The organism is Caulobacter sp. P4_E5, from assembly GCF_056401555.1.
Genome location: NZ_JBFUJD010000175.1, coordinates 1 through 537 on the forward strand (window position 1 = coordinate 1; position 537 = coordinate 537).

At 66.9% G+C, this 537-nt stretch carries 1 protein-coding gene; it reads left to right on the top strand.

From position 1 onward, the window contains the following. Positions 1 to 537: sugar-binding domain-containing protein (locus AC1DSO_RS24810; RefSeq protein ID WP_477071340.1), on the top strand; the 537-nt coding region annotated here is incomplete at both ends.

Here is a 537-nt window from a genome sequence, read left to right on the forward strand (position 1 = left end):
GGCCTATCGCGTGTGGGTCAACGGCGTGGAGGCCGGCTATTCCGAAGACTCCAAGCTGCCCAGCGAGTTCGATGTCACCAAGCTGTTGAAGGCGGGCCAGAAGAACATCGTCGCCATCCAGATCCATCGCTGGTCGGACGGCTCCTATCTGGAGGACCAGGACTTCTGGCGAGTCTCGGGCATCGAGCGCTCGGTCTATCTGAAGGCCGCGCCCAAGGCCCGGCTGAGCGACCTGTTTGTCCATGCCGGCCTCGACAACGCCTATCGCGACGGTGTGCTGTCGACCGACGTGGCCCTGACCCAGCGCGACCAGCCGATCACCGTGCGCATGACCCTGCTCGACGGCGACAAGGCGGTGCTGACCCAGGAGGCCAAGGTCGCGGCCGGGGCGGCCAAGACCGAGACCCTATCGGCGTCCGTCCCCGGCGTGCGCCATTGGACCGCCGAGACCCCCAACCTCTACACCCTGCTGGTCGAGGTCCTCGATGCCAAGGGCCAGGTCATCCAGGCCACGCCGCAGCGGATCGGCTTCCGCAC